The organism is Leucobacter luti (genome assembly GCF_004217175.1).
GTDB classification, from domain to species: domain Bacteria; phylum Actinomycetota; class Actinomycetes; order Actinomycetales; family Microbacteriaceae; genus Leucobacter; species Leucobacter luti.
The window spans coordinates 240,999-259,232 of sequence record NZ_SHKI01000006.1; the positions used below are offsets into that span (position 1 = coordinate 240,999).

Sequence of the window (18,234 nt, forward strand, 5' to 3'; positions counted from 1 at the left end):
CTGAGGGAAGGCACACACGTGACAGAGACAGAAGTCGCGGTACGGATCCGCGGGCTGGGGCGGTCGTTCGGCGCGGTGAGCGCACTTGATGACGTGAGCTTCGACGTCCCCGCGGGTGAGATCACCGCGCTGCTGGGGGAGAACGGCGCCGGGAAATCAACGCTGCTGAAGATCCTTGCCGGTCTGCAGCCGCCCAGCCGCGGCACTGTCGAGGTGTTTGGCGAGACGGTCGAGACCTTCGAACCCAACACGCTGCTGTCGCGGCACAGTGTCGCAATTGTGCCGCAGGAGCTCGCGCTGCTGCGCGACCGAACTGTTGCCGAGAACGTGCTCGCGGGCGCGGAGCCTGGCAGCCGCTGGTTTCCGTCGCCGAGCGAGATGCGGCGGCGCACGACCGAGCTGCTCACCGAACTCGACCTGCAGCTGGCCCCGGACGCGCTCGTAGGGGATCTCGACATGGCAACTCAGCAACTGGTGGTGGTGGCGCGCTCGGTGGCGCGTGGCTGCCGTGTGCTCATCCTTGACGAGCCGACCGCCATGTTGACCCCGTCTGAGGCGGACCGTCTGTTTGCGCTCATGGCCAAGCTGAAGGCCGGAGGCACCACCATGATCTATGTCTCGCACCGCATGCCCGAGGTGTTCGCGCTTGGTGATCACATTCAGGTCCTTCGCGATGGCGCGCACGTGGCGGCGTGGCGACGAGCGGAGACCACACCGGAGCGCGCGGTTGCCGCGATGGTGGGGCGGGAGCTGGGGCAGCTCTCGGCTCGCGCCGAGCAGGGGCACACGATCTCCCAGAATGCGCCTGTCGCGCTACGGCTGACCGGGGTCTCGGGAAAGCGGCACAGGGACATCAGCCTGGAGGTGCGTGCCGGGGAGATTCTCGGCATCGCCGGGCTCCCCGACTCCGGCAGAGTGGAGCTGCTCCACAACGTCTTCGGCGGGGATCCTGGCTCAGGCGGAACCGTGGAAGTGCTTGGGGGCGAGTACTCGCGACGCACCCCCATTGCGTCAGTAGAACGCCGGCTCGCGTTCGTACCGGGTGAACGACGCGCTCAGGGCCTCCTCACCACCATGAGCGTTGCCGAGAACATCGGGGTGCTCATGACCCGTGCGCTCTCCCGGGTGGGGCTGATTCGGCGACGCGCATTCGCGCGGCAGGCCGCGGAGCAGGCGACCAGCCTCCGCGTGAAGACCGCGAGCATGGGACAGAGCATCACGTCCCTCTCTGGTGGCAACCAGCAGAAGGCGATGCTGGGCAGGTGGCTCGCGATCCAGCCGGGCGTGCTGTTGCTCGACGAACCAACGCGTGGCGTCGACGTTGGTGCAAAGGCAGAGATCTACGAGATTCTGTTCGCCCGCGCCGCTGCAGGGGTTGGTGTGCTGTGTTCCTCCTCCGACCTGCCTGAGCTCCTCACTATCACTGACCGCATCGCGGTACTGCGCGAGGGGCAGCTGGCTGCAGTACTCGACAGCGCGACAGCCACCGAAGAATCCATCATGGCGCTCGCCACCGGTGCGACACCGACCGGTGATGCTCCGCAGTCAGCGCTACACGTCACGACAAACTGAGAGGACCACGACCATGAAACGCCATGGCATTCTGAACGACCGGCTGAGCGCCGCCCTTGCGACGCTGGGCCACACCGACCTGATCTTGGTTGTCGACGCTGGCTTCCCGATCCCCCGCGATGCGCACAGGGTCGACCTTGCGATCGCGCAGGATCTTCCCGATCTGCGCACCGTGCTCGAGCTCATTGCGCGCGAAATCATCGTCGAGGGAGTGGTGCGCGCTGAAGACGTGGTGACGAACAATCCTCGCCTCGACGAGTGGCTCACCGCGGAGTTCACTGATGCCGGATTTTCCACCCGAACCCACGCGGACATGCTTGGCGAACTGGCGCGGCAGGCAAAAGTGATCGTGCGAACTGGCGCGTTCGAGCCGTGGGGCAATGTCGGTCTCGTGTGTGGCGTGGATGTCCCGAAGTGGTTTGGCGGGGACGGCGTCATCGCACCCCCGTACTACGCGGCGAAGCTCTGAACAGCTGCTTTTCGACTGAACTTCCGTATAACAGAAAGAAATAGGTACCCAAGAATGTCTAGTACACAGGAGCTGACGCTCACACCGGCCGAACTCGCCCCGTACATCCAGCACACGCGCATCGAGCCGGGTGTCACCCGTGAGGACATGGCCGAGCACGCAAAGCAGGCGGTCGAAAACGGCTTCAATGCAGCGATGGTGTCAGCGTCGTGGGTGTCGTTTGTCGCGTCTGAGCTCGCCGGGACCGGGGTGGGGATCGCTTCCGCGCTCGACTTCCCGACCGTTGGGGTGATGACGAGCGCGGGGAAGGCGGCGGAGGCCGAAGCGATCGCCGCGCAGGGCGCCACCCAGCTGGACATGGGCGTGCAGCTGGGCTGGTTGAAGAGCGGAATGTATGACGAATTCCGCGAGGATATCGCTGGTGTGGTGCGTGCCAGTGGCCTTCCGGTGAAGGTGATGCTGGAGCTGCCTCTGCTGACGCCGGCCGAGCGCGAGATCGCGGTGGAGCTCGCACAGGAAGCGGGGGCAGCGTTTCTGAAGAACGCGAGCAGCGGCGACATCGAGACTGCAAACCCGGAGAGCGTGAGATACCTCGTGGAGCGCGCGCGTCCTGGCGTGCAGGTGAAGGCGTCGGGGTCGATTAAGACCTACGAGCAGGCGCTCGGTCTGCTTCGGGCGGGCGCGGTGCTGCTCGGCACCAGCGCGGGCCTGCAGATCATCACTGACACCGGTGACGAGAGCACGAGCAGCTATTAGGCACTGTGCCGCCTTGGCAGCCTTGCCGAGGCGGCACCCCCGCGCCGCGTGCGCGTACACTGCAGGAGACAATAGTGAGGTGACCATGTCGACGATCGACCGTGACGCGCCAGTGGCGATCCACGCCCAACTCTCGGACCGGTTTCGGCGGAATATCACGCAGGGCGAGTGGCCACCGCACTACCGGCTGAAGAGTGAGCCCGAGCTCGCTCGGGAGTGCGGTGTGAGCCGGGGGACGCTTCGGCGCGCGCTACACACGTTGATTGCCGAGGGACTGCTGAGGCAGGTTCGAGGGCGAGGCACATTCGTTACCTCAACGGTGATCGAGCCAGCGATTGCGCAGAAGCTCTCGACCCTGACCGAAGACTTTGCGCGAGCCGGAGTGGTCACCGAAACAGAGGTACTTGCGTGCGAGCTCATTGCGCCACTGAAGCCGGTGGCGGCGCTGCTTGACCTCGCGCCGGGTGCGCAGGTGCTGCGTCTCGCCCGACTGCGGCGCACGGAGCAGGGCCCCGTCGCACTGCTGCACAACTACGTGCGCGCCGATATTGCGCCGGGGATTGAGCAGCGTGATTTCGTGACGCTCAGCCTGTTCGGCGTCTTGGAAGACGAGTACGCGCTCCGCATCGGGAACGCGCGGCGGACGTTCAGTGCTGAGCCAGCATCGGGTGAGATCGCTGCAGCGCTGGGGCTTGAGCCTGGCGCGCCGGTGCAGTACCTCCAGCAGGTCACATACCTCGCTGATGATCGACCAGTGGAGTACTCCGACGTGTGGATCCACAGCGGTCGCCTGCGCGTCACCTCGCTGCTCTCTCGGCGATAGCTTCCTTGAATCGCGCCGTGTTCCGCTCTCAATGTCTCGGAGCCCGGAAATAGCGAGGCGAAGGGCGCCGTGCCACGCGGTACCGTTGACTCATGGAACTCACCCGCACCTCGGACCTGCTGCCGCGCGTGATCTGGCGGGAGAGCTCGCCCTCGACGAACGCTGAGCTGCGCGAGCTCGCGCGGGCAGCGGATGCGCCACTGCCCGACGGCACGATGCTCCTCACCTCCGACCAGACGGCGGGGCGCGGGCGCCTCGACCGCGGCTGGGTCACGCCGCCCGGGCAGTCGCTCGCGGTGTCGGTGCTGGTGCGCGGTGCCGACGCCGGCGTGGGGTTGAGCTGGCTGCCGCTGCTCGTCGGCTCGGCGATGAGCACGGCGCTGCAGCGCCGCTTCGGGCCCGGCATGCGCGTTGGCGTGAAGTGGCCGAACGATGTGCACGTGCGCGACGAGGAAGACGCGATCGCGGGGCGACCGGGGCAGAAGCTGTGTGGGATCCTCTGCGAGGTGCTCCCAGACGGCGCGGTCGTCGTCGGCACCGGCATCAACCTGCTGATTCCCGAGGAAGAGCTGCCGACCGGCCGCGCCTCGTCGCTGCTCGCCGCCGGCGCCGACGTTGGCGGGGCTGTGACGGTCTTCGATCCGGCGGGCACGGAGCTCGCGGACACCATCCTGAGTGACTACGTGACCGCGCTCCGCGAGCTGCTCGCGCTCGCCGCATCGAACCCCAGCGCGGCCCGGGCGCGCGTGGCGCGGCACTCGCTCACTCTGGGCTCGGAGGTGCGGGTGCACCTGCCGGGCGACGAGATCGTCGACGGGCGGGCGCGGCAGCTCGCCGCCGACGGCGCGCTGGTGGTGGACCTGCCCACGGGCGGCAGACTCACGGTGTCGGCCGGCGACGTCGAGCACCTGCGGTAGTCGGGCGCGGGGCGCCGGGTGACAGGGAGTCGGGTCTCGGGACCTGAGCCGGTGACCAGTCCGCGCCGCGCAACGACCCGTACACTCGTCGGCATGGCGAACGCGACCCCAGACACCCGCGATCGCGCGATTCCCGGGGCCGCAGCCGCGGCGGCGGCGTGGGCGCGCGAGCCGGGCACGGTGCTGCGGGGTGCCGACGCATCCTGGGATCGGGTGCCGCACGAGTTCACGATCCTCTCGGGATCGCAGACGGCCGGCGAGCCCCTCGAGTGGGAGCCGCACACGCACGAGGCTGACGAGCTGGTCTGGACGCGCGGTGGCACGATGTCGGTGCGGGCCGCGGGGCGGATCTTCACGGTGCCGGAGGGGCGCGGGCTGTGGCTCCCCGCCGGGGTGCAGCACGGCGGCCGCCTCACCGCGCGCGCCGAGCTGTTCACGGCGGTGTTTGCGCCGGGACTCGCACCGACGGCGTTCGCGGGTGCGGCAGTGACGGAGATGAGCCCGCTCCTTGAGGCGCTGCTGGAGCATCTCGCGCGGCCCGACCTCGATGCCGCCGCGCGGGCGCGGGCCGAGGCGGTTGTGTTCGACGTGCTCGAACCGGTGTCGGAGGGGTTCGCGCTGCGGGTGCCGGGCGACGCGCGGATCGACCCGATCGCCACCGCGCTGCTCGCCGACCCGGCTGACGTGCGCGGCCTCGACGAGTGGGCGCGCGAGCTGGGGGTGAGCGCGCGGACGGTGACGCGCGCGTTCCGCGAGGCGACGGGGCTGTCATTCGCGCGGTGGCGGATGGTGCTCCGAGTGCATCTCGCGCTCGAACTGCTCGCCGCGGGGGCCGAGGTGCGCGCGGTCTCGGCCCGGCTCGGCTACGCGCAGACCAGCACGTTTATCGCGGCGTTCCGCGGCGTGCTGGGGGAGACGCCGGGCGCGTACGTCGAGCGTGGCCGGAAATCCGTATCGCCTGTCTCTCCATCCTGATTGCGGACAGCGCCCCGAGTCATTAATCTGATCAAGGCAAGGTAACCCTTACCTCCCCAGCGCGTCGTCGATGATCGTGTCGGTTCGGCGCAGTTCCGGAGCGACCGATCCCTCTGCGTCGCGCCGGCACCGCACCCACGGAATGGACGCATGCCCCCGACACCCGAGCCGCCGCTGAGCCGCCGCCCGCAGCACGGCGCCACCCTCGCGGGGGAGGACCTCCAACTTCGCTACGGCGCCACCCCGGTGGTTGACCGCGTGACGCTCGAGATCGAGCCGGGCCGTGTCACCGCACTCGTTGGCCCCAACGGTAGCGGGAAGTCGACGCTGCTCCGCGGGCTCGCGCGGCTCCACCGGCCCCGCGGCGGTCGCGTGACCCTCTCCGCGCCCGAGGCGGACGCGCGCGACGCGGCGCTGCTCGGTGCGAGGGCGTTCGCGCGTGAGGTGACCCTGTTCTCGCAGTCGCGGCCGGCCCCACAGGGCGTCACCGTGCGCGAGGTGATCGCGTTCGGCAGGCACCCGCACCGGCGGGGATTCGGGCGGCTCACACCGGAGGACGCCGCGGCGATCGACCGTGCCGCGACCGTGACTGGCGTCTCGGACATGGCCGAGCGCTCCGTGAGCGAGCTCTCCGGCGGCGAGATGCAGCGCGTGTGGCTCGCCGCCTGCCTCGCGCAGGAAACGGGGGTCGTGCTGCTCGACGAGCCCACGAACCACCTCGACCTGCGCTACCAGTTCGAGACGCTCGATCTCGTCCGGGAGCTTGCCGACGAGCACGGCGTGGCGATCGGGATCGTGCTGCACGACCTCGATCACGCGGCGCGCGTGGCCGACCGCGTGATCCTGCTGCGCGCCGGCACGGTGTACGCATCCGGCTCGCCGGCTGAGGTTCTCACCGGACCGCACATCTCCGACGTCTACGAGATCCGGGTCGAGGTCGCGCCCGATCCGCGGACCGGCCTGCTTCGCATTGACCCGATCGGCCGCCGCAGCTCCGGCGCTCGCCCACAGACACCACCACCCACGAAAGAGGAACGCCAATGACCCGCGCCCCCCGCCTGATCCTGACCGCGGCCACGCTGACCGCCGTCGCGCTGACCGCCGTCGGCTGCGGCACCACCACCGTTGAGAGTCCGTCCGGTGCCGCGCCCGCGGCAACGTCCCAGGCATGCGTCGATGACACGACCGCCACCTCGACCGACCCGGTCACGATCACCGACGGCGTCGGTCGCACCGTTGAGCTCGATCGTCCGGCCGAGCGCGTCGCGGTGCTCGAGTGGCAGCAGATCGAGGACGCGCTCACGCTCTGCGTCGCGCCCGTCGCGGTGTCCGACGTCGCCGGGTACGAGACATACGTGCAGGCGGAGCCGCTCCCCGAGGGGGTCGTCGACGTGGGCACGCGCGGCGAACCGGACCTCGACGCGCTCTACGCCGCCGAGCCCGACCTCATCATCGTCGAGGCGTTCAGCGCCGACGACGAGCTGATCGCGCAGCTCGAGAGGCGCGACGTACCGGTGCTCGCCACGGTCGGCGCCGACGGGGCAGACCCGATCGGCAACATGAAGCACGTGTTCTCGACAATCGCGGAGGCGACCGGCCGTACCGAGCGCGCCGACGTGGTCCTCGACGAGTTCGACGAGCACCTCGCCGCCGCGCAGCAGGAGGTCGCCGCGGTAGACCTGCCCACGCGCGATTTCCTGTTCTTCGACGGGTGGATCGAGGGCGGCAACGTGGTGATCCGGCCCTACGGCCAGGGTGCGCTGTTCACCGCGCTCGGCGAAGAGCTGGGGCTCACCTCGGCCTGGACCGACGAGATCAACGACGCGTACGGCGACGGTGGGGTCGACCCCGCGTACGGCCTCGCGCAGACCGACATCGAGGGGCTCACCGCCGTGGGTGAGGCGAACCTCTTCTACTCGAACGATGACACCCCTGACAGCTACGTGACGGAGCTCGAGAAGAGCCCGATCTGGACCGCGCTGCCCGCGGTCGCCGACGGGCGGGCGCAGCCGTTCCCCGCCGGTGTCTGGGGCGCAGGCGGCCCGCTGTCGAACCAGCAGGCGATCGACGCCTACGTCGACATCCTGACCGCCAAGTGACCCGGTCGCGCACCGGGGCCGCGCCCGCGGCGGCCCCGGCCGCGACCGGATCGACCGGGCCGCGCGGCCGGCGCGGGTTTCCCGCCGCGATCGGCGTGCTGTTCGCGCTGCTCCTCGCGGTCGCCGCGGCCGGTCTGTGGCACCTCACGCAGGGCACCTCAGGCGTGGGCGGCTGGGACCTGCTGCGCGCGCTCGCGGGATCCGGGGAGCGCGTCGGGGGCGTGCCGGTCGCCGACGTCTTCGCTGGATCGCGCCTGCCCAGGCTCCTCGCCGGGGTCGCGGTCGGGTTCGCGCTCGGCGCCGCCGGAGCCCTGCTCCAGTCGGTCACGCGCAACACGCTCGCGGCTCCGGACACGCTCGCGGTGACCGCCGGAGCGTACTTCGCACTCGCGCTCGTCGCCGCGTTCAGGCTCTCGATCCCGCTGTGGGCGTCTGGGCTCGTCGCGTTTGCCGGCGGCATGATCGCTGCGCTCGCGGTGCTCGCGCTGGCCGGTCGCGCGGCGGTCGGCGCCACAACGCGCCTCATTCTTGCCGGCTCGGCGATGGCGATGGCGCTCGACTCCGCGACCGCCATGCTCCTCATCCTCTTCCGTGAGAACACAACCGGGCTGTTCGCCTGGGGAAGCGGCTCTCTCGGGCAGCTCAACATCGACGCGGCGCTGCGGGCGGCGCCGCTCATCGCCGTGGTCTGCGGCGTCGCGCTGCTCTGTGCGCGCCGCCTCGACGTGCTCCGGCTCGGTGACGACACCGCGGCAGCGCTCGGCGTTCCGGTGCGCACCACGCGCCTCGTGGCGATCGCCTGCGCCGTGCTGCTGACTTCTACCGCGGTCACGCTCGCCGGGCCGATCGCGTTCGTTGGCCTCGCGGCGCCCGTGGTCGCCCGGCTCATCGCCGCCCGCGTGCGCGGGCTCAATCGGCACCTGCTCCTGATCCCCGCGTCCGGTCTCCTCGGTGCCCTGCTCGTGATCGTCGCCGATGCGGTGCTGCGTGCCATCCTCGGGGCTGAGGGTGCGTCCGCGATCCCCACCGGCGTCCCCACCGCACTGCTGGGCGGCGTGATGATCGTGATCCTCGCGCTGCGCCTGCGCGACGCCGGTGGGATCCGGCAGCCGCCGCAGGCGCGGGTGGGCGCGCGCTCGGGCCGCCGGTTCCGGATCACGGCAGGTGCCGCCGCGGTGCTGCTCGTCGCCGTGGCCGCGGTGGGACTGCTCGCCGGGAGCCTCTGGCTGCAAACGGGCGACCTGGCGCTCTGGGTGCAGGGCAGCGCGCCAGACCTCGTGGCGCGCGCGCTCGACGAGCGTGCCCCGCGGGTGACCGCCGCGGTGCTCGGCGGGGCCGCCCTCGCGCTGGCCGGCTGCGTGGTCCAGGGCACCGTGCGCAACCCGCTCGCGGAGCCCGGCGTGCTCGGGATCACCGCCGGGGCCGGGCTGGGGGCCGTGATCGTGGTCACCTCGGGGCTCGGCGGCGGGCGGCTCACGCTGATCGCGATGGCTGTGGGTCTCGCGCTCGCGACCTTTGCGGTGATTGCACTGCTCTCTTGGCGCGGCGGGCTGCTGCCGGATCGCTTCGTGCTCGTCGGCATCGGCTGCGGCTACGGGATCAGCGCCGTGAGCACGTTCCTGCTGCTGCGGGCCGACCCGTGGGACACGCCGCGGATCTTCACCTGGCTCTCGGGAACCACGTACGGGCGCACGCTGCCCGACGTGGTGCCGGTCGCGATCGCGCTCGTGATCGCGGTGCCGGTGCTGCTCATGCTGCGCCGCCGGCTCGACCTGCTCGCGATCGACGACGATACCCCCAGGATCCTCGGGGTGCCGCTTGAACGATCGCGCATCGTGCTGCTCGGGATCGCGGCCGTGCTCGCCGCCGTGAGCGTGGTCGCGGTCGGCGTGGTGAGCTTCGTCGGTCTGATCGCGCCGCACCTTGCCCGCGCGCTCGTTGGGGCGCGGCACGGGCGCATCATCCCCGTTGCGATGCTGCTCGGTGGCGCGCTGGTGTGCGTCGCGGACACGCTCGGGCGCACGCTGATTTCGCCGGCTCAGCTCCCAGCCGGACTCATGATCGCGCTGGTGGGGGCGCCGTACTTCGTGTGGCTGCTGCGGCGGTCGCGCCCCTGAGCGCGGATCGAGCTAGCGGTTCTTCCGCTTGGGGCGGAACCACGGGAAGAGTGAGCCGATCACCACGCCCGCGGCGAGCACGGCGAGGAACCAGGCCCACGCCGGCATGGTGAACTGGAGGAAGAGGAACCGCAGCGTCGCCGAGCCAACGTTCGAGAAGACGAACGCGAGCGCGACCACCGTGATGATGATCGCGACGATGATGCGCGTGTTGTTCCGTGACTGCGTCTCCTGCGACGCTGGCTCGCTACTCGCCACTGCTTGCTCCTCTGGATCATTCGCTGAACGGCAACGCACCGTGGCGCGGCCCACAGCGGAACTATCCGCTGTGTATGCCCCAGCATAGAGGTGCGTATGAGCATGCGAACAGGGTGGATCTCACAAAGTTCGCCGGGCGCGGCTGGGAGCTCGACCAGCGGATCGTGCCCGTCGGTGCGTGCCCGCCCGCGCGCACCGGCGGCGTGCGCCCGGTGCTCTAGTCCTGAGCCAGCAGAAACTCGCGGGCGAGGCGGCTCACGAGCGCCGCGCGCTCCGTGACGAGGCCGTGCGTGGCTCCGGGCACGATGCAGAGCTGCGCGCCGGGGATTGCCGCGGCGATGCGGAGACTGTGATCCGGACGGATTGAGTCGCGGTCGCCCGACATCACGAGCGTGCGCGCCGTGATCACCCCCAGGCTGTCCTCCGGGATGGGCGGCGAGGTGGTCCAGAGTCGGAACAGCTTATCGAGCACCACCTCGGCGTGCGCAGGCCCGTCCGGTGAGAGCGCTGCGTAGTGCAGCTGCTCGGCGCTGGGCTCGGCTGCGGCGTCGGCCGTGCCCTGCTGCTCCGTGGTGGGCTCCGGCGTCCGATCCCGCAGTGTCGGCATCCCGGCCGCCTCGGGCGCCCCGCTGAAGCCCGACGGGTCGAGGTTGCCACTGATCGCGACGAGCGCGCGCACGCGCTCGGGGTGATCGCGCGCAAGCAGCAGCCCGATGATCGCCCCGTCGCTGTAGCCGATGACCTCGGCCGATTCGATGCCGTGCGCGTCGAGGAACGCGAGGGCGTCGCCGGCGTCGCGTGCGTAGTCGTACTCGGTGGCGGTGTCGGCCGTGCGGCCGTGCCCCGGCCGCTCATATGCGTAGACGCGGCGATCTGCCTGCAACGCCGCCGCAACGGGGCGGAGCGACTCGAGCGAGCAGAACCCGCCGTGCAACACGAGCAGGGGCGCGCCGAGTCCAGTGACTTCGGTGTAGAGCCGAGCCCCCCGAACCTCCGTGTCGCCCATCCGTGTCCTCCCTGCGCCGCAGCGCTGTCTCATCCTATGCCGCGTGGTGGCTCCCGGGGTCCCGGGGTCCCAAGCTGAGATATTGGGAGCCCCGGCTGCTGACCAGGCGGGTGACGTCGCTCACGCCTCAGCGACGGCGCGCGGCATGTGGAAGCGACGCCGCGCACCTGAGATTTCGGCGAGCGCCGACAGGTTTTGCCTGTTGACACGTTGATAGGAAGCGTGTGGAATCAGTGCGTAAATGCGATGTGAACACATGAAGCAGCGCCAAGCCTGGCGTGTGTTTCGTGTTCATCCGGGGGGCGTCGTGTTGCGCGAAGTGAGATTCCACGTCCGATTGGACAGATCACGCTCGACTTACACAACTTGACGCAGGGAGCAGTTCATGCAGCACACTCACCAGGCGGGGAAACCGCGGTGGCGATTCGTCACCGCGACCGCCCTCCTCGCCGGCATACTTGCCGTGGGCTCCACCGTGCCCGCCGTCGCCGCGGAGCCCGTGGCGATCGGCGCGGACGGCGAGTATCGCTATTCACATCACTGGGACACGACGTACTCGACCCCGGAGGGGCAGGAGCCCTACGCCAGTTTCTCGACCGCGACCAACGTGGCGTTTGGTACCGACGGCACGATGTACGCGATCGCAAACTACTCGTCGGGGAGTTCCGCGCTGGTGCGCCGATTCGATCCCCAGACCGGGGAGGCGCTCGGGAACTTCGGCATCCTCACGACCGAGGCCGGAGAGGACCCGGTGTACGATTCCTACCCCACGGGGATTTGGGCCGCGAGCGATGGAACCGTGTGGGTACTTGGCTCCGGATCGGACGGAGTGCTCGTCCAGTTCTCTGCCGAGGGCGTTGAACTCGCTCGGTTTGATCTCACCGGCTACGCCGGCCTCGTCGGCCTGGTCCAGACCGCCGATGGGAAATTCGTGATGATCGACCCGAACTACGTCGACCCGCGAATCATCACGCTCGACCCTGGTACCGGTGTCGTGACCCCAACACCCATTCCCGGGAGCGACATCGCTGGCACGGCCTTCCAACTGAACCTCACCCCGGACGGACGCCTGCTCTGGGGGAGCAATGGAAAGATCGAGACGGTGTCGCTCGACGGCACCGGGCTCCTCTCGTACCCCGCGGATGGCGTGTCGCAGGCCACACTCGGCGGCGACGGGAAGGTGTACACCACCACCGATAACGGAGATATTGTGGTCCGCGAGCTCGCGGATCTGAGCGGTCCAGGCACGGCGGTCGCGAGCCGCGGCGGGGCTGCATACTCTCCCGTACAGCCGATGTCCACGGTCGGCGTGACCGCCGACGCAGACGGCACGGTGTACGTCGTCGGGTACTTCTACGGCGAACCTGAGCAGCAAGAAGCGATCGACCCGTTCATCGGCATCGCCGCCCTCGACCTGATTCACTCGCCGGTGCTGACCACCGCGTCCAGCTACGCGCTCGATACGTGCATTCCCTTCACCGCGGATACCCCGAGCGTCACGGGAACCCCGACCCCCACCTGGTTCAGCCTCGTCAGTGGTGAACTCCCGGCCGGGGTGACCCTCAACAGTGAAACCGGGGTCATCTCGGGCACAGCTGTCACCCCGGGCAACTACACCGTCGTGGTGCGCGCGCTCAATGGCGTGGCTCCCCAGGCGGACACCTCCCTCGACACGGTCAGTGTTGCACTGACGGTGAGCGCACAGAGCTTCGCGCCTGGCACCGTCACCATCTCCGGTGAGGCTGCAGTGGGGAAGACGCTCTCCGCCGCATCCGGAACGTGGGTACCGGCACCGGATTCGGTGACCTACACGTGGCAGCGAGACGGAGTCGCGATCCCGGGGGCGACCGAAAACACATATGTGGTGACCGCCGCGGACCGGGGGCGAGCACTCACCGTCACGGCAACCGCGGCGTCGGGCTGCGCGGCCACCGCTTCGGCAACATCCGAGCCGCTTGACATCGGCACGACGCCCACCGTGACGCCCAAGCCGACGGACCCCGGGACCACTCCGGGAACCACGCCCGAGACCCCCGGGACGGGGCAGCCGGGCAACACCGGGACGGCCGCCATAGCGCCGGGAGCCGCGGGGGCGAGTCTCGCGGTCACCGGCGACGAGGTGCCATGGGAGCCGTTCGCCGTTGGCGGCGCGCTCGCCCTGGTTGGAGCCGGAATGCTGGTTCGGCGAAAGCTCGCTGCTTGACCGGACACACAGCGGATCGTCGAGGGCGGGTGCCGGGGGCACCCGCCCTTGACGTTCCGAATCCGAGTGAGCGCTCGGGGAGTCAGTGGGGAAACACACCGTGTCTAGAACGAATGATCTGAGCGCCGAGTGGGCCGAGCTCGACCGGCTCGCGTTCGAGGCGAACCGCGGCAATCGGGACGCGGCTGCCGAGTTCTGCGCTCGCAGCCTCGGACCCCTCAATGCCCAGGCGCGCTGGCTCGCGAAGGGCGCACTCGACCCGGAGGATCTTGCCGCCGAAGCGATCAGTGCGCTGCTCGTGCTCTGGTCCAGGGGCGCCGGGCCGACCGCCAAGGCACACGCCTACCTGGTGCAGTCGATGCGCAATCGGGTCGTCGACGAGTTCAGGTCTCCCCGCTCGCGGGTGGTCGGTCTCGATGAGGACGAGTCGCAGTTACCGCCGGTGGAGCTGACCACCCGGGCGGTCGACCTGCACCGTGAGTACGGCTACGTGCGCAGTGCGCTTGCGTCACTGTCGGCTCCACAGCAGGCGGTTCTCCGCGGGATCATCATTGACGGCAGGAAACCGGCCGAGCTGGCCGTGGAGTTGGATCGCCCCGCATCGGCGGTCTACTCCCTCACTCGGCGCTCACGCCTCGGCCTTCGGCGGGCGACCCTTCGTGTCATGCTCGAGGAAGACGCGCCGGAGGCATGCCGGGCTGCCGCCGACGCGCTGCCAGAGATCGTCGTCGACGACGTGGCTGCCGCTGCCCCCTCGGCCGGAATGGAACACATTCGATCGTGCCCCAGGTGCCGATCGGTCTGGGGCCGGTTTGCGGCGATGGCGGGACTCCTCGGAGTAACGACGCTCCTGGTGCTCGCAGATTTCGCGCAACCCGTCGGAGCGCAGGCGGCCGAGCCGGAGTCGAGATCGCCTGAGGCGAGAGAGCTCGGGGCCCCCGAGGTCGCGGGTCGGCTCGCCCCCGCGGTCTCAGGGGCGGTCGAGACCGAGGCTGGTTCTTCGGCTCATGCTGTGCCCCGGCTCCGCGGGGCGAGTTCGGCGCTGGTACGCCTGCTCCCGGTCGGCCTGGTGGTGATCGGCGGTGCGGCGATGGTGCTGTCGCTCCCGGCGCTGCTCTCCGCTGGGATCTCGCCCGCGGACGAACCCGGCGCAGACGCGATGCTCGCCGTCACCGCGCAGCAACTCAGTTCGAGTGTGGCCGAACTTTCCGTCGACCTCTCGCCTTCTCTGAGCGACTCCCGAGTGGTTCTCGAGCTCCCCCAGGGGCTCGCCATTGAGCAGATGCCAGCTGGCTGGAAGTGTCGTGCGACAGGGGCCGGTGCGGAGTGCGAGAGCGGCGATGTGCTCGACGGGACCTTTCGCCTGACAGATACCCGCGTGTCGGCAGCTGGGGATTACACGCTCACGCTGAGATCGACGCATGAAGGGCGCGAGATCAGCGGCTTCGCGCAGGGTCAGGTGACGCCAGACGCGCAGACCGTGCGCGCCGTGGCGGAGTAGCGAGCGCGCCGAACTCGGTGCGGTGCGGGGCGCCGGGGCCCCGCCACGTCTGGGATGGCGAACGTTGGCGACAGGTTTTGGTCCGGCTCTCGTTGTGATCAGTGCACACCCCCATGTGCCGCTCACGAGAGTGAGCGATGTGGTTTCCCCCAAACCACAGACACACTCCCCGGTGTCAGGGGCGGGAATGCCCCAGGGCATTCCCGCCCCATCCGGTGCCGCCTGCGTCGCCTGCGTCGCCCGGTGCCGGCGAAGCCGCCGCGGCGCCGCGTCGCCTGCGCCTCCTGTGGCGACAAGCAGCTTGCGAACCTCCCGCCCCGCACCGAGCGACCGCCCGGAGTCGGCGCACCTCTCGGGTGCCCCGGCTCCGGGCGGTCGGCTGCGTGCAATTCTCCGACTAGCGGGTGCCCTCCAGCGGGAACTCCTCGCCGAGCGCGTCGATCTGCTGGGTCGTCGGATCGCCCTCGGAGAAGTCCATCTTCGGGACCGCGCGGCGGAAGCCGCCGGTGACGATCGCGATGATGACGACGCCGATCACGAGCCAGATCCCGCCGACCAGCCAGGTGGCCGGCTCAAGGGAGGTCCAGAGCCAGATGGTGAGCGCGAAGCCGATGAGCGGGGCGACGCCGTGCACGAGGACGCTCCGCGCGGTGAGCGGCTCGCGCCGGCCGCCCTTCGGGAACAGGTACGTGCGGATCACCGAGAGGTTGACCATCGCGAACGCGGCGAGCGCGCCGAAGCTGATCATGAACGCGACGGTCTCGAGCGACAGGAACAGGCTCGACAGCGCGAACACCGAGACGACGATCGCGGCGACGATGGGCGTGCCGAAGCGCTGGTGCAGCCGGGAGAGCGGCTTGGGGAGCATTCCGTCGCGGCCCATCGCGTAGAGGATGCGCGAGACAGAGACCTGGCCGGTCATGCCCGAGCCGAACGCGCCGACCACGTAGACCGCCACGAAGAACGCCGTGAACGCCTCGCCGCCGATGTTGTTCATCACCGTGACGCCGGCTGCCTCGATCTCGCCGGGGGTGAGCGACGCCCAGTCGGGGTGGTAGGCGACGGCACCGGCCCACGAGACGAGGATGAAGAACAGGCCGCCCACGAGGGTCGAGAGCACGATTGCGCGCGGGATGTCCTTGCGGGGGCGCTTCGCCTCCTCGGAGAGCGTCGACACCGCGTCGAAGCCGAGGAACGAGAGCGCGAGGATCGCGGCGCCGGAGGCGATCGCGCCGATGCCGCCCTCACCGAAGGTGAACGGCTCGATGAGGCTGACGTCGGCGCTGCCGCCGAACGCGTGCTTGAACGCGAGCACCATGAAGATCACCACGAGGAGCACCGAGAGCGCGATGATCGCGACGTTGACCTTGTTTACGAGGTTGATGCCGAGAATGTTGAAGAGCAGCACGAGCAGCAGGGCCACCAGCGTGAACACCCACACCGGGATCGCCGGGAACTGCGTGTTGAGGTAGATCCCGATCAGCATGAAGTTGATCATCGGGATGAACAGGTAGTCGAGCAGCATCACCCAGCCGGTGAGGAAGCCCGCGGCGCCGCCGAATGACTGCTGCGTGTACGTGTAAGCGGATCCCGCAACCGGGTAGCGTCGCACCATGGCGCCGTAGCTCGCCGCGGTGAACAGCATCGTGACCACCGCCACGATGTAGGCGGCGGGGAGGCGCCCGTCCGTGGTTTGGTTGACGATGCCGTACGTCGTAAAGACGGTAATCACGGTCATGTAGGTCACCCCGAACAGGGTGAGGCCCACGAGGCCGAGCGACCGTTTCAGGCGCGGTTCCGGTTGGGTTGATGTGCTCACGACGTCTCCTTTGAATCGGTGCAACGGTACTACGGTGAATTATGGGGTGAAGGTCCGATTTCCGGCGAGCCACGTGCCGAGAACCGCGAGATCAGCGATGGATTCCGGGGCGATGGTGAGCGGATTCGCGGCCAGCCACACGGCGTCCGCCTCGCGGCCGAGCGCGAGGGTGCCGCGGGAGCCGCCGGCAAGCGCCTGGCGGGCGATGCCGGTGGTATAGGCGCCGTAGGCGGTTGCGGCGTCGATGCGCTCGTCCGGGAGCCAGGCGTCCGCACCCGGTTCGGTGTGGCTGTGGCGGGTGATCGCGGTGGCCACGGCGGGCCGCCAGTCGATCGTGGTCACGGGCCAGTCGCTGCCGAACGAGACGGTCGCCCCGCTGCGGTGCACCGAACCGATGAGGTACTGCCACTCATCGCGCGGCTGGCCGAGGTGCGGGATCGTGAGATCGCGCATCACCGCGTCGCACTGCGCCCAGTACGGCTCGAAGTTGGCGATCACGCCCAGCTTCGCGAAGCGGTCCACGTCCGCGGGATCGAGCAGCGCGACGTGGGCGATCACGTGGTGTCGCTCGCGCGCGGGATTCGCGGCGGTGGCCGCCTCGAGCGCGTCGAGGGCGCTGCGGTTCGCGGCGTCGCCGATCGCGTGCAGGTGCAGCTGGAAGCCGAGCGCATCAAACGCGGTGGCGGCCGCGGCGAGCTCGGCGGTGTCCCAGTTCGGCAGCCCCGTGTCCTCGGGGCGATCCGCGTACGGTTCGAGGAGCGCCGCGGTGTGGCTCTCGATCACGCCGTCGACGAAGAACTTGACGGTCTCACCGCTGAGGCGCTCGGCGCCCAGCTCCCGCACGGTGGTCCGTGCGGCCTCGAACGCGGCGAGCTGCTCGCGCCAGATCGCCGGGTCGGCGCGGAACGCGAGGTTGACCCGCGTGTGCAGGCGGCCCTGGGTGGCCGCGGCGAGGTACACCTCGATGTCGCGGGGCTCCACCCAGGCGTCCTGCACCCAGGTCATCCCGAGCGCCGCGTACTCGCTCGTGGCACGGTCGATCGCGTCGAGCCGCTCGGCAAGGGTGAAGTTCGGCACCACGTCCGCGAGGAAGTTGTTCGCCGCGGCCTCCTGCAGCGTGCCGAGCGGCGATCCGTCGGAGCGGCGCACGATCCGGCCGAGTGCCGGATCGGGGGTGTCCGCAGTGATCCCGCCCGCCGCGAGCGCCGCCGAGTTGACCCACGCCGTGTGGTAGTCCCACGCGCGCAGGATCGTGGGGGTGTTGCCCGTCACCTCGTCGAGCCAAGCGGCGTCAAACATGCCGCCCTCCGAGAACGTGGCGTCGTAGCTGCCGCCCACGATCCACTCCGCGTCGGGGTGCTCGGCCTTCCACGCGGCGACCGCGTCAATGATTCCCTGCTTGTCTGCCGCCGCGCGAATTGCAGGCCCGAGCGCCTCGACCCCGCCGAGCATCGGGTGCGCGTGCCCGTCGCCCGGCGCGGGAGCGAGTGTGCCCCCGGCGAGATCGACATGGGCGGCCGCGGGTTCCGCCTCCAGCACGTGCGCAACCGCGTCGGCGCCGAGAGCGATGACGCGGCCGTCCACGAACGCGATCGCATCACTCGTGAGCGGGGCTCCCGCGTGCGTTGGATCGACGAGAACGGTGCCGCCGGTGAATACGGTGATGCTCATGTGACTGCGTCCTTGCTGCTCATGTGGGTGGAGGCGGGGCCGAGGCCC

General features: G+C 69.7%; 15 protein-coding genes and 1 pseudogene. 12 read left to right on the plus strand and 4 right to left on the minus strand.

Features of this window, described 5'->3' with window-relative positions; genetic code table 11:
- The first annotated feature begins 18 nt into the window (after positions 1-18).
- The 10 genes and pseudogenes from EV139_RS12515 (at position 19) to EV139_RS12555 (ending at position 9,728) form a co-directional block, all read left to right on the plus strand.
- Entirely contained in the window at positions 19-1,572 is a 1,554-nt protein-coding gene (locus EV139_RS12515) for a sugar ABC transporter ATP-binding protein (RefSeq protein WP_130454674.1), read from the plus strand.
- Positions 1,573-1,585: 13 nt separating this feature from the next.
- Positions 1,586-2,041, plus strand: coding sequence for a D-ribose pyranase (gene rbsD, locus EV139_RS12520; protein WP_130454675.1), 456 nt, complete (start codon positions 1,586-1,588; stop codon positions 2,039-2,041).
- Between the two features lie 54 nt (positions 2,042-2,095).
- On the plus strand, positions 2,096-2,797 hold the full coding sequence (gene deoC / locus EV139_RS12525; RefSeq protein WP_130454676.1) for a deoxyribose-phosphate aldolase: 702 nt from the start codon (positions 2,096-2,098) through the stop codon (positions 2,795-2,797).
- Between the two features lie 85 nt (positions 2,798-2,882).
- Positions 2,883-3,095 (plus strand): annotated as a pseudogene (locus EV139_RS16160) (GntR family transcriptional regulator); the annotation flags it as partial.
- A 21-nt stretch (positions 3,096-3,116) separates the two neighbouring features.
- Positions 3,117-3,620: a GntR family transcriptional regulator gene (locus tag EV139_RS12530; RefSeq protein ID WP_241989062.1), complete on the plus strand. Its 504-nt coding sequence runs from the start codon at positions 3,117-3,119 to the stop codon at positions 3,618-3,620.
- 92 nt (positions 3,621-3,712) lie between these two features.
- Entirely contained in the window at positions 3,713-4,537 is an 825-nt protein-coding gene (locus EV139_RS12535; RefSeq protein WP_130454677.1) for a biotin--[acetyl-CoA-carboxylase] ligase, read from the plus strand.
- Positions 4,538-4,630: 93 nt separating this feature from the next.
- On the plus strand, positions 4,631-5,512 hold the full coding sequence (locus EV139_RS12540; RefSeq protein WP_130454678.1) for an AraC family transcriptional regulator: 882 nt from the start codon (positions 4,631-4,633) through the stop codon (positions 5,510-5,512).
- Between the two features lie 150 nt (positions 5,513-5,662).
- On the plus strand, positions 5,663-6,556 hold the full coding sequence (locus tag EV139_RS12545; RefSeq protein WP_130454679.1) for an ABC transporter ATP-binding protein: 894 nt from the start codon (positions 5,663-5,665) through the stop codon (positions 6,554-6,556).
- A complete protein-coding gene (locus tag EV139_RS12550) occupies positions 6,553-7,611 on the plus strand; it encodes an ABC transporter substrate-binding protein (protein WP_130454680.1) in 1,059 nt (352 codons plus the stop codon). Before EV139_RS12545 ends, EV139_RS12550 begins: the two co-directional genes overlap by 4 nt.
- Entirely contained in the window at positions 7,608-9,728 is a 2,121-nt protein-coding gene (locus EV139_RS12555) for an iron ABC transporter permease (protein ID WP_130454681.1), read from the plus strand. Before EV139_RS12550 ends, EV139_RS12555 begins: the two co-directional genes overlap by 4 nt.
- A gap of 12 nt (positions 9,729-9,740) precedes the next feature.
- Here the strand turns inward: EV139_RS12555 and EV139_RS12560 are convergent, their stop codons facing one another.
- Together EV139_RS12560 and EV139_RS12565 are read right to left on the minus strand one after the other, a co-directional pair.
- On the minus strand, positions 9,741-9,986 hold the full coding sequence (locus tag EV139_RS12560; RefSeq protein ID WP_130454682.1) for a LapA family protein: 246 nt from the start codon (positions 9,984-9,986) through the stop codon (positions 9,741-9,743).
- A 217-nt stretch (positions 9,987-10,203) separates the two neighbouring features.
- Entirely contained in the window at positions 10,204-10,992 is a 789-nt protein-coding gene (locus tag EV139_RS12565; protein WP_237465224.1) for an alpha/beta fold hydrolase, read from the minus strand.
- 385 nt (positions 10,993-11,377) lie between these two features.
- Here EV139_RS12565 and EV139_RS12570 point away from each other — a divergent pair, with 385 nt between their 5' ends.
- Together EV139_RS12570 and EV139_RS12575 are read left to right on the plus strand one after the other, a co-directional pair.
- Complete coding sequence (locus EV139_RS12570) at positions 11,378-13,195, plus strand: putative Ig domain-containing protein (protein ID WP_130454684.1); 1,818 nt, start codon at positions 11,378-11,380, stop codon at positions 13,193-13,195.
- Between the two features lie 100 nt (positions 13,196-13,295).
- The gene (locus tag EV139_RS12575) at positions 13,296-14,696 is read left to right on the plus strand and encodes an RNA polymerase sigma factor (RefSeq protein WP_130454685.1); all 1,401 of its coding nucleotides are present in this window, start codon (positions 13,296-13,298) and stop codon (positions 14,694-14,696) included.
- Between the two features lie 397 nt (positions 14,697-15,093).
- On the opposite strand, the gene EV139_RS12580 is transcribed toward EV139_RS12575, so the two are convergent.
- A complete protein-coding gene (locus EV139_RS12580; RefSeq protein ID WP_130454686.1) occupies positions 15,094-16,515 on the minus strand; it encodes an APC family permease in 1,422 nt (473 codons plus the stop codon).
- A 39-nt stretch (positions 16,516-16,554) separates the two neighbouring features.
- Positions 16,555-18,186 carry an amidohydrolase gene (locus tag EV139_RS12585; protein ID WP_130454687.1) on the minus strand — a complete coding sequence of 544 codons (1,632 nt, stop codon included), beginning with the start codon at positions 18,184-18,186 and terminating at the stop codon, positions 16,555-16,557.
- Positions 18,187-18,234: the final 48 nt, after the last annotated feature.

What these genes read in the sequence shown, in the direction of transcription:
- rbsD (WP_130454675.1), top strand. Translation starts at nt 1,586, where the DNA reads ATGAAACGCCATGGCATTCTGAACGACCGGCTGAGCGCCGCCCTTGCG.
- deoC (WP_130454676.1), top strand. Translation starts at nt 2,096, where the DNA reads ATGTCTAGTACACAGGAGCTGACGCTCACACCGGCCGAACTCGCCCCG.
- EV139_RS12535 (WP_130454677.1), top strand. Translation starts at nt 3,713, where the DNA reads ATGGAACTCACCCGCACCTCGGACCTGCTGCCGCGCGTGATCTGGCGG.
- EV139_RS12540 (WP_130454678.1), top strand. Translation starts at nt 4,631, where the DNA reads ATGGCGAACGCGACCCCAGACACCCGCGATCGCGCGATTCCCGGGGCC.
- EV139_RS12545 (WP_130454679.1), top strand. Translation starts at nt 5,663, where the DNA reads ATGCCCCCGACACCCGAGCCGCCGCTGAGCCGCCGCCCGCAGCACGGC.
- EV139_RS12550 (WP_130454680.1), top strand. Translation starts at nt 6,553, where the DNA reads ATGACCCGCGCCCCCCGCCTGATCCTGACCGCGGCCACGCTGACCGCC.
- EV139_RS12565 (WP_237465224.1), bottom strand. Translation starts at nt 10,992, where the DNA reads ATGGGCGACACGGAGGTTCGGGGGGCTCGGCTCTACACCGAAGTCACT.
- EV139_RS12570 (WP_130454684.1), top strand. Translation starts at nt 11,378, where the DNA reads ATGCAGCACACTCACCAGGCGGGGAAACCGCGGTGGCGATTCGTCACC.
- EV139_RS12585 (WP_130454687.1), bottom strand. Translation starts at nt 18,186, where the DNA reads ATGAGCATCACCGTATTCACCGGCGGCACCGTTCTCGTCGATCCAACG.